The sequence below is a fragment of the Puniceicoccus vermicola genome, assembly GCF_014230055.1.
Lineage (GTDB): Bacteria > Verrucomicrobiota > Verrucomicrobiia > Opitutales > Puniceicoccaceae > Puniceicoccus > Puniceicoccus vermicola.
The window spans coordinates 1-11027 of record NZ_JACHVA010000035.1; the positions used below are offsets into that span (position 1 = coordinate 1).

Genomic DNA, 11027 nt, shown 5'->3' on the forward strand with positions numbered 1-11027 from the left:
CTTCCATGGCTGTTAGTTGTCGTTAACCAACTGCCTACCGGATAATCGGCGGAAAGGCACTCTTTTCAATTTTGCGAAACTTTTGGGACGTTACCGCGTTCCCGCCGGGACGCAGCTGAAGCTGCTGTCCTACTGAGACGCTGGATCGGGACGTACCCGCTCAGCTTCAGCTGCGCGGTCTTGCTGGGTGAAGTGGCTCCCTTTGGTTAAGGAACGAATGTGGAGCGGAATGGCGATAGCCGTTTCGAAGTCTTGGGCTCCGTGCGGGAGCGTTGATCTCTGATGCGTTCCCGCCGGGACCCAGTTGAAGCTGCTGTCCTACTGGAGGGCGTCGGATCGGGACGTACCCGCTCAGCTTTAGCTGCGCGGTCTTGCACGATGGAGTGTCTTCTCACGGTTCAGAAGGAATTTGGAACGGAATGGCGATAGCCGTTTCGAAATCTTGGGCTCCGTTCGGGAGCGTTGATCTCCGATGCGCCGCCGCCGGGACGCAGCTGAAGCTGCTGTCCTACTAGAACAGCTGGATCGGGGTTGCCCGCTCGTCATTCAGCTGCGCGGACCTCCGCACACAAAAAAGCCCGGCGGTTTCCCGCCGGGCTTGATGAAAGATATTACCGGTTTTGGCTTAGGCTTCGGCGTCGGCCGTTTCTGGCTCGGCTTCTTCGGCCATGGCGGCTTTGCGGCTGAGCTTGACGCGGCCCTTGTCGTCGATGCCGATGCATTTGACGACGAGTTCGTCACCGAGCTTGCAGACGTCTTCGGTCTTCTTGACGCGGAAGTCGGCGAGTTCGGAGATGTGGCAGAGGCCTTCCTTGCCGGGGAGACATTCGACGAATGCGCCGAAGTCCTTCACGCCGCGAACGATACCCTTGTAGATCCGGCCCACTTCGATCTCTGCGGTGCAGAGGTCGATTTCTTCGATGGCGCGTTGGAGCGTGTCGGCTCCGCGGGCGAAGACGAGCAGGCGACCGCTGTTGTCCTCGTTGATGTCGATTTCGGCACCGGTAAGTTCCTGGATGCGGCGGATGTTCTTGCCGCCGGGGCCGATGAGGGCACCGATCTTGTCCGGATCGATCTTCATCGAGTGGATGCGCGGTGCGTTCGGGTTGATCTCGGTGCGCGGTTCCGGCAGAGCTTCGGCCATCTTGTCGATGATCTTCAAGCGAGCTTCCGTCGCGGCTTCGATCGCTTCGTGAGCGATGTCGAAGGGGATGCCCTGGATCTTGAGGTCCAGCTGGAATCCGGTGATTCCGTCACGGCTACCGGCGATCTTGAAGTCCATGTCACCGAAGTGGTCTTCCGCACCGATGATGTCGGTGAGAACCTTGTACTTGGTGATTTCGCCTTCGTCGTTCATCTCGGTGACGAGACCGGCGGAGATCCCGGCGACCATGGCCGAGACCGGCACCCCGGCGTCCATCATTGAGAGGCAACCTCCGCAGATCGAAGCCATGGAGGTCGAGCCATTGGAGCCCATGATCTCGGAAACGATCCGGATGGCGTAGGGGAAGTCGTCTTCGGACGGAATGATCGGCAGCAGCGAGCGCTCTGCGAGATTTCCGTGACCGATTTCACGACGACCGGTGAAGCCGAAGCGACCGGTTTCCCCGACCGAGTAAGGCGGGAAGTTGTAGTGCAGGTAGAAAGACTTGGCATTGGCGCCGCCGGTGAGGGCGTCGAGGTCCTGCGAGTCTTTGCTGGTGCCGAGAGTGGTGTAAACCAGAGCCTGGGTTTCGCCGCGGTTGAAGATGGCGGTGCCGTGAACCTTCGGGAGGACGCCGGTCTGAGCCGAAATCTCGCGGAGGTCTCCGGGGCCACGTCCGTCGGCGCGCTTGCCCTTTTCGAGGATGTTCGAGCGGTAGACTTCTTCCTGCAGCACTTCGAATGAGAGGGAGATCTGATCTTCGTCGAATTCCTCTTCGCCGACCTTGGCCTTCACGGCTTCGGCGACTTCGGCCTTGATCTTGTCGACGGCGGCCCCGCGGGACTGTTTATCGTCGATGAAGATCGCTTCTTCGAGCTTGTCCCCGGCCAACTCGCGGCAAAGGGCGAGGATCTCGGGTTTGGCGATGTAGAGTTCGAATTCGCTCTTGGCCTTGGCGACCTTGGCAGCGAGTTCCTTCTGTGCGGCGATGATCGGCTGGATCTTTTCCTGGCCGTAGGCGAGGGCTTCCTGGAAGCGTTCCTTCGAGATGAAGTCAGCGCTGCCTTCGATCATCATCATCTCCTTCTCGTTCCCAACATAAATCAGGTCGAGGGTGGAGTCGAACATCTGCTCTTGCGTTGGGTTGACGACGAATTCGCCGTCGATTTCACCCACGCGAACGCAGCCGACTGGGCCGTTCCATGGAATGTCCGAGACGATCAGAGCTGCCGAAGCGGCGTTGACCATCAGGATGTCCGGCTCATGGATCCCGTCGATCGAGAGGGCCATGCCGATGACCTGGACTTCGTTCATGAATCCCTTCGGGAAGAGGGGACGCAGGGGACGGTCGCAAAGACGGGAGGTCAGGATTTCCTTCTCGGTCGGGCGAGCTTCACGCTTGAAGTAGCCACCGGGAAAACGTCCCGCAGCCGCAAACTTTTCGCGGTAGTCGACCGTGAGAGGGAAGAAATCCTGTCCCGGACGGAGAGTTTTCGCGGCGCAGGCACTCGCAAAGAGAGTGGTCTCGCCGAGAGAGATTGTGACGGCGCCGCTTGCCAGATTGGCAAGGCTGCCGGTACCGATTTCGAGGCCGAGTTCTTCAACCCGGACGGTGTGCTTTTGTTCCATATCTATTACCTAGGTGCTTGAGTTGGGGTTTGCGCGCACAGCGGCGTTCCGCATGTGGCTTTGGTCTTCCCTCTTCTCATGCATCCCAGGGAAGACACGGTGATTCTTGAACTTCCGTAAAAAAGGCCGGTTATCGGCGGATGTTCAGACGTTTCAGCAGCTCGTTGTACTTGTCGAGGTCGTGGCGCTTGACGTAGTCGAGCAGTTTACGACGGCGAGCTGTCATCTTCAGAAGTCCGCGGCGGGAGTGAAAATCCTTCCGGTGCGTACGAAGGTGTTCGGTCAGGTGAGAGACGCGTGCGGTCAGCAGCGCAATCTGGACCTCAGCGGAACCGCTGTCGCCTTCGTGAGTCTGGAATTCAGAGATGATCTTTTCTTTATCGATGGATGTTTCGGACATTGATTTTGGATGAATTTCACGACTTGGAAACCCCGACAGGAGCCTCGTACCGCAGCGCGACGCCACAAATACCGTTCTGATCCCTTTGGAAAAAGAGAAAGCCGCGGGAGCGGGCTGTCTCCAGCCGACTCCTAACGCTGGGTTTGAATAAGGGAGAGGCCGGGCGAGGGAGCAAGCAAAAAACGTGGGGTGTGGGGAGCCGGTGGAACCCTCGAAACCGGTTGGGTGTCGCCAATGCACACGGATTGGAGAGGGGTGAGGTCTCCAATGGCGCGCGGCCGCCCCGAAGCCGGATCCGCCCCGTATGCGACTCAGTCTTCCCGCGTGAAATCCGAAGAAGACACCGTTTCCACGCAGAGAGGCTTGTCAAAGACGAGGTTCGGCGTCTTCGCACATAGCTGAAATCCCAGAAAACATTCGTCAGAAAGTCTTGCTCCGATTTGGTCTAGCGACGATGATCTTGGATTTCCGACGTAGTCGCAGCCGGTTTCACCTAATCGAGGACGGTGAAAACCCGACCTCTGCATTCGTTCTAAATTCAAAATGCTTTCTTATCATTCCAGATCCGAATACGGTAGCTTGTTCAACTTCTTCCTCGTCCTGACCCTTTGTCTAATTGCTGGACCGAAAGCCCAGGGAGAGATTTTTTGGACTGAGGGGGGAACGGTAAGAGTATTGGTGCAAGAAACTGGCGAATCGAGGGAGGTCGTGACCTATGCTTCAGATCCTGTCGGGATTGCGGTGGATTCTCTCAATAATAAAATCTACTGGACCGATCGCGGTTTCAACACGATCAATCGCGCCAATTTCGATGGTTCTGATATAGAAACCTTGATTTCTTCCAACGAATTTGACTCGACGGCGATCGCTCTTGATACGGCAGCCGGCAAAATGTATTGGGTGGAAAACGATCTCCAGAAAATCCGGCGTGCAAACTTGGATGGCACGTCCATGGAAACGATTATTCGGACCTTTGACATTCCATCGGGCTTGGCAGTTGATGTCGTAAATGGACTCATCTACTGGAGCAATTCGGCTCAGGAGATCCGTATCGCCAATATCGACGGCTCCGATTCCCGGCAAATTATCGACTCCCGTTCGTTCGTCGATTTAGAGGGGCTGAGCCTGAGTTCTTCTGCGAACAAGCTCTATTTCTGTGACTCCGGTGCTGGGACCATCTATCAGGCCAATCTGGACGGGAGTGTTGTCGAGCCACTGATCACGGGACTGGGCCAGCCCGTCGATGTGGCCTATGATCCTGCGCGCGATAAGATCATTTGGGTCGATAGAGAAATCGGCTCTCTAATGGAAGCGGACAGTGATGGGCATAACATCATTGAACTCGAAGACGTAAACGATCCCAGAGGCTTGGCGATCGCCAGTCAGCCAACCCCGAGTTTTCTCGTGGTGGATTATTACGCCGCCAGAATTTATGAAGTCGATCCCACTACCGGGAATACGATCGAGGTATCCGAAGACAACGCCCTCAGGGGACCCACGGAGATCGTAACCAGCCCGGAGGGAAGGGTATTTATAGCAAATCTCAATGGCGGCGACATTCTGGAATTCGATCCCGGGACCCGAACGGTATTGTCATTCGCCAGCGGTGGTTATCTTCGAGGCCCAATTGGTATCGACTTCGATGCTGAGGGAAATCTAATCGTCGCCGATCGCAGCAGCAGCTCGCTGATCCGCATCGACCTCGAGACCCAGAAGCAGGATCTCATTACTCAAGGCAATCTGATCAGCAACCCGTTTGACGTCGCTGTCGATCAGAATGGAGATTTTCTTGTGACCAACGGCAATACGAATTCGATCATCAAGGTCGAGAGCGACTCGGGCATTCAGTCAGTAATCTCCTCTGCAGGGAATTTTAATTTTCCCGATGATATTATTGTTCTGCGCGATGGTAGAATTCTGGTCTCCGATCTCGATAATGGCCGAATTATTGAGGTTGATCCGGAGGACGGAACCCAGACCATCATCGCGTCCGGTGGCTACCTGAATTCCCCGAACAGTCTTACGGAGCTGGATTCGGGAGAATTGCTGGTTGCCGATGGAAGAAATGGATTGATCAGGATCGACTTGAATTCCTCCCCCTCGCAAACACTGATCGCAGATGGTGGCCATTTTCATGTTCCGGAGGGAGCAACTGTGATTAATGGCTCCCCAATCTATTCCGCCCGATTCATACAAAGCGAAGTTACGTTAGCCGAGGGTTCCAGTATCGATGTGGAAGTCAGCTACAATTATGGGCCTGCCGGTGCCCCGCCCGCGGAATTGGAATTCAGCATCGAGGCAGACAATCCTGCATGGCTGAACGGAGTGAATTTTTCCGAAACCTCGGTTCTTTTCCCAGAGGACGACAGCCTCACCGTTTGGATGAATCTTTCCAACGACGACATCCTGAACGGAGAGCGGCAAATACGACTGCGAATGACTAGTGCCGAACCTTCTCTCTATGTAGGCAACAATGAGACTATCACCATAAACCTGCAGGATACGGACGAATCGGGAACAGTTTTCTTTGGCCAGAGCCAAGCTGTCCTTCACGAAGGAGACGAATATCTGGATCTAAAAGTAAAGCGAAATATTAATGATCCTGGAGCTCTCGCGGTGCCCGTTCGCACGGTGGATGGATCTGCGACCTCAGGGGCGGATTATCAAAGCCTAGACACGGTCGTCACTTTTCCAGAGGGAGTTTACGAACAAACCGTTCGTCTCGACGGCCCTCCAGTCACGTCAGAAGTTAAACCACTTCGGGACTTCTCCCTGGAGTTCTACAACCCGGAAAGTGGAGTCTCCCTCGGCACTCCCGATGCAGTGACGATCATTGTGAATGATCGAGACGATGCCGGTTCGTTGGATCCGAACTTCCGGGTGACAGATACCAATCTAAACACCAGAGGCTTTTCTTTTCTTGAAGTGCTCAGCAATGGAGCAATCGCAACCAACCTGTACGATTCGACTACCAGACTAACCACTCTACGCCTTCTCAATCCAGACGGCTCTTTTGATCCTGACTTCGCGTTCACCTCAGGACGGGACAAATCCGTCAGCGTTATTCTGGAACTCCCGGACGGCAAGTTTCTGGTAGGTGGCCAAGACCTTGTCGGAAAGCAGGATATTGTTCTCCTGAACTCCGATGGCTCGGTTGATCCCACCTTTACCCACTATTCAGAAAGCCCAAGTAGCAATGCTAGCGTGAACGCGATGATTCGGATGCCGGACGGTAAAATCATCGTGGCCAGTCGGTCTGGCTGCTATGATCACTACATTTACCGAATTCATACAGACGGTGACCTGGACCCCAGCTTCCAGGTGGGCCACTTTACCGCGAGCAAATGTACTCTCTTCAGGAATCTTTGGGCATTGCCTGATGGCAAGATCCTGCTTGCTGGTTCCATCGGCACCTATGACGGGCAGGCGGGACCCGTGATTCGGCTGCATCCAAATGGTGCTGTGGACACCACTTTCATCAGTGCGACCCCACAATCTTGGGTGGCGGACATGGTCATCCAACCCGATGGTAAAATCCTCATCTCATCCTGGTCCGGAACCTACGCGGATAAACTCGTCCGGTTAATGCCCGATGGATCATTGGACGAGAGTTTCCAGATTCCCAACACTGAACGGCCCCATCGTGAGATCAGTGAAGTGATGCTCCTGCCGAACGGCCAAATTCTTGTCATCGGTGATCTGATCCATCCGGAGACGGGCGAAGAGATGGTGATACAACGTCTGAACTCGAATGGGTCCGTCGATACGAGCTTCAGTCTCCTTACAACTAGCTACACCACTCTGAAATCTATCGGCCTCGCGCCAGACGGATCGGTCTATGTCAGCGGGACATTTTCCTCTCTGGACGGCTATGAGATCTCCAATTTCGCGAAACTGAACCAACCCGATATTCCGTCGGCGGGTCGATTGGAAATGGAGTTGTCCGAATTGACGGTCGAAGAAGATGAGCTACAAGCCAGCCTGCGCATTGCTCGAATCGGTTCGACCGATGGAACCGTTGGTGCTTATTACACTACAATCTCAAATGGCATGGCGGACTCCTACGACTTCACCCCCGTATCGGGCAGCGTTATCTTCGCGGATGGCGAAGCCTACCAGATGGTTTCCGTTCCCATTGCAAATGACGGAATCACCGAAGGTTCAGAATCATTTGCAGTCACTCTCTTTGGCCTGACTGGTGGAGCCGTGCCCGGTTCTCCAGAGAGCACGGTCGTCTCCATTCATGATTCGTCGCTTACCTACGCCGAATGGCGTCTTCTTCATTATGGTTCCGCGACCAGCTCGGCTGGCGATCCGGACTATCAACCCGGCAACGGTCCATGGAGCAATTTTGCTCACTATTCCTTCGGAACGGACCCACTCAATTCGACCGGCAATCCGGCCCGCGAGCCGAGAGGTTTTCTTTCCAAGATCGCAGGAGAAGGGCAGAATCCCTATCTCCAACTTTCCTTTTACTACAGTGCCGCAAGCGCAGGAGTCCGCTATGAGATTGAAGAGTCCAGAGATCTTTCCGAGTGGACTTCAATCTGGAACTCCGAAGAAGACTCGAATTTCGAATCTCCCCTCGTGGTCGCCAACCCGGTCGGGGAAAGTGGTTGGGTTACAATTCGCTCCGCCGCGGAAATCTCGTCAGAGACGCATAGTTTTCTCAGGGTCCGAATGACAATTCTACCCTAGCTGTGAACCGAAGTCAGATGACCTAGAAAGACGTCTTGATTCTGGCAGGCTCGAGAATGGGGAGAGGCAGAAAGTAGTGGGTCTGGTAAAGCCCCGATTGACAATAGGTTAGAAGCATTTTTAGCTCCGGGAACCAACCACCCCATCCCCTACATGGTCGGGAGTTTCCCCTCATCCTTTAAAAAAGAGGGGAATCGGAAACCTATGCAAAGACTCCTCCCCTGCTCGCAGGGTAGGGGGATCCCGCGGACGCGGGATGGAGGGGTTCTTACCGGATTTTTGCGCTACAAATTATTGCGTTCGTGGGCTTAAACTAGTTCTGCCCCCGTCATCCCTTCACCTCCCCCAAGACTTTCTGGAGGCAGTCGATGATTTCTTTCCGGAGCGGCTGGGCCTGCTCGTGGAGGTTGCGTTGGATTCGCTCGTACTCCGCCCGTCCGGTTGGAGTCTCGATGGGGATGGGGTCGAAACCGAGGGAAAGGCAATCGTAGGGGCTGGCGCGCATGTCGAGGATGCGGGCCTCGACCGCGAATTCGAAGCAACGCCACATGAGGTCGCTTCCCATCCACGGCATGCATTGGCCGCAGATCTTATAGAGATCCATATTGGTATGAAGGCAGCCGCATTGTTCGTTTTTGATGCGGGTCTCTTTGGTGGGTTGGATGCGGTTGAAGGGTTTGGCCGCTTCGCTGAAGAATCGAAACGCATCGGAATGGCTGCAGGCGATCGGTTGGCTCCGCACGAAGGCGTCGGTTTCCTCCTGGCTCAGGCGGAGCGGTAGTCTCTCTGCGTGGCGGACTTCGCCCTCGCTGTCTCCGCGATAGACCATCGCCCATTCGTGCATCCCGAAACAGCCAAACTGAGGGGGACGTTGGTAAACGGTCTCGCAGAGTCGGAGGGCCATTTCGAGGCGGTGGATCGCGCGGGGCTCCAACCGGCTTGGATCGAGTGTCGTGCCATGGGCATCATGCCGATAGTAGCGGTGTTGATAGAGGGTCTCCTGACTGGCCTCGAGGAGGGTGATGCCCCATTGCGGGTGCCAGGCCTCGAGCTGGGTCGGCCGGACCCGATAATAGACGAAGAGGAAATCGTAGACGGGATGGAGTTTTCCACTCGCCCGCCGCTCGCGGTAGGGAGCCGTCCACTGGGACGCGCGCTCGCACTGGCGCTGCGCAATCGCGCGCCACACCTCCTCCGAGAGCTCCCGGCTGATGGCGATCAAAGACTCCATGGCCTGAATTTCATAAAATTTGGAGGATGATGTAAAGGGTCGGAGAAGAGGGGGGAGGTCCGGCGGAGCCGGAAACCGCTTATGTGCGCTTATTGACGCTTATCTTTTTGGACACTGGTTGGTTGATTCTTCATCCTGAATGAGCCGTATCCCAAAATCGAGAACGACTACTTGTTCAGGTTTATTTGGTCGTATATCCATTCATCATAAGCGATTATCAGCGAGCATAAGCGGTCTCCAGCTTGGCTGGATCTAGTTCATCCCTTTCTGAGTGGCGCAGTCCGGCGGAGCCGGAAACCGCTTTTGCTCGCTTATTGGCGCTTATCTTTTTGCCCGGGCGCTGGCGGATCCTTTAGTTTGTGGCTAGGAATTTATGACGATTCAAAATTCAGAATACTTGGGGTCGGAAGGATATGCATTGATCGGTGCCGCTTTTGAAGTTCATCGAGAACTTGGTGGAGGAATGGGTGAGGAAATATATCAAGAAAGCTTTGAGCTGGAACTGGGCTTTCGATCTATCGAGTTCACTCGGAAAGGGGAATTTCAGCTCTATTATAAAGGACACCTGTTGGAAAAGAAGTATTACCCCGATCTGCTGGTGTCTGGCGAAATCATCACCGAATTGAAGTCGGTCAAAGCGCTCAACGCCGAGCATGAGCGGCAGCTCATGAATTACATGCGGATCACCCGTAAGGCGGTGGGGTATTTGGTGAACTTCGGTCCGCTCGAAAAGTTGGAGTGGAAACGCTTCATCTTAAAAGAGTATATCCCGGAATCGGATTCTCATCAGTCATAGGCGATTGTACTCCATACCGGATGGGTCCGGCTTAGCCGGAAACCGCTTATCTTCGCTTATTGACGCTTATAATTTGGAACACTGGTTGGTTGGTTCTTCATCCTGGATGAGCGTATACCAAAATCGAGAAACGACTACTTATTCAGGTTTATTCGGTCGTACATCTATTCATCATAAGCGTTTATCAGCGCACATAAGCGGTCGCCAGCTCTGCTGGCTCGAGTTTATCTGGGACAGGTGAGACCCGGCGTAGCCGGGAACCGCTTATGTTCACTTATTGGCGCTTATTTTTGGTTCATCGTCATTTCCCGGGGAAAGCATGCTTAATCTTGAGGAAGAAGTATTCCGTATCCCTGAAGCCATAAGCGGTTCTTTTGATGACCTTGATCTTGTTGTTCATGCCCTCGAGCACGCTGGTGTTGAGTGGGTATTTGGCTGAGGCTATGATTCCACGGAGGTAGGGTCTGAGTTTATCAGCGAAGGCGAGCAGGGGTTTGATTTTGGACTCACGGCACATCCTCCACCATGTGCGCCAGCGTTTGAAGGCGCCCCAGATGCTTGAGCTTCGCCATAGTTCTTTGAGCTGTTCTTTCAGGACGTAGACTTGAGCCAAGGATTGGTTGGCATTCATCAGCTCTTCGAGCCTGACAAGTTCTTCTTCATTGAGGTTGTCCTTGTTCTTTAGAAGTAACCATCGGCTACGTTTGACCGCTCTGCGAGCCGACTTGTTCTGCCTTAGTTCATTGGCCTGATCCACGCGGACTCGGTCGATGACTTCACGGCCGTATTTGGCAACGACATGAAAAAGGTCGTAGACGACTTCCGCATTCGGGCAGTGCATCTTCACCTCCAGGTCAAAGGCGCTGTTCTGATCCATCGCGACCGCTTCGATTTGATCGCAGTGTTCGCCCAGTGATTCAAAGAAGGGGCGTATGGATTCGCGACTGCGCCCTTCACCGATCCAAAGCACTTGCCGAGTGTCCGCATCGGCTACGACGGAGGCGTAGCGGTGCCCCTTGTGCAATGCGAACTCATCCATGACCAGAGTTCTGAGCGAACCGTAATCGACTTCAGGCAACTCCCGAACCAACCTAGCTTTGTCAATGCGTTTGACGGTGTGCCAAGGCAA

At 54.5% G+C, this 11027-nt stretch carries 6 protein-coding genes; 2 read left to right on the plus strand and 4 right to left on the minus strand.

Features of this window, described 5'->3' with window-relative positions; all coding sequences use genetic code 11:
* Window positions 1-625 precede the first annotated feature (625 nt).
* On the minus strand, window positions 626-2773 hold the full coding sequence (gene pnp, locus H5P30_RS03065) for a polyribonucleotide nucleotidyltransferase (RefSeq protein ID WP_185691496.1): 2148 nt from the start codon (window positions 2771-2773) through the stop codon (window positions 626-628).
* A 130-nt stretch (window positions 2774-2903) separates the two neighbouring features.
* The gene (rpsO, locus tag H5P30_RS03070) at window positions 2904-3158 is read right to left on the minus strand and encodes a 30S ribosomal protein S15 (protein ID WP_343075423.1); all 255 of its coding nucleotides are present in this window, start codon (window positions 3156-3158) and stop codon (window positions 2904-2906) included.
* A 558-nt stretch (window positions 3159-3716) separates the two neighbouring features.
* Between rpsO and H5P30_RS03075 the strand changes: the two genes are divergently transcribed.
* The gene (locus tag H5P30_RS03075) at window positions 3717-7871 is read left to right on the plus strand and encodes a Calx-beta domain-containing protein (RefSeq protein ID WP_185691498.1); all 4155 of its coding nucleotides are present in this window, start codon (window positions 3717-3719) and stop codon (window positions 7869-7871) included.
* Window positions 7872-8199: 328 nt separating this feature from the next.
* Here the strand turns inward: H5P30_RS03075 and H5P30_RS03080 are convergent, their stop codons facing one another.
* Window positions 8200-9102, minus strand: coding sequence for a 3-methyladenine DNA glycosylase (locus H5P30_RS03080; protein WP_185691499.1), 903 nt, complete (start codon window positions 9100-9102; stop codon window positions 8200-8202).
* A 373-nt stretch (window positions 9103-9475) separates the two neighbouring features.
* On the opposite strand from H5P30_RS03080, the gene H5P30_RS03085 reads away from it, so the two are divergent.
* Window positions 9476-9898, plus strand: a complete 423-nt coding sequence (locus H5P30_RS03085) for a GxxExxY protein (RefSeq protein WP_185691500.1) — start codon at window positions 9476-9478, stop codon at window positions 9896-9898.
* 301 nt (window positions 9899-10199) lie between these two features.
* Here the strand turns inward: H5P30_RS03085 and H5P30_RS03090 are convergent.
* Window positions 10200-11027, minus strand: an 828-nt coding sequence (locus H5P30_RS03090; protein ID WP_185691362.1) for an ISL3 family transposase, incomplete at its 5' end; no start/stop codon positions are given.